1 pseudogene is annotated in these 238 nt (G+C 62.6%); it reads right to left on the minus strand.

The features are described from left to right. Nucleotides 1-238, minus strand: a pseudogene (locus AC0L2O_RS37470) (gfo/Idh/MocA family oxidoreductase); the annotation flags it as partial.

Genomic DNA, 238 nt, shown 5'->3' on the forward strand with positions numbered 1-238 from the left:
GGCGCCTTCAGCAGGAACTCCCAGAGTTGCCAGGGAGTGGCAAGCGCCAGCCAAGCGTCGAAATCGACCACGTCGCCCAGCCAGCCCTTGGCGATCGCATCCTTCAGCGCCAGCATCATCGGCGCAAAGCGGAGTTGGAAATTCACCGCCGCCTTCAGGTTTTTGGAGCGGCAGATTTCGAGGATCTCGGTCGCCTCGGTGAGATCGCTGCCCATCGGCTTCTGGATCAGCGCCACCG

Source organism: Bradyrhizobium sp. Kon10 (genome assembly GCF_055807395.1).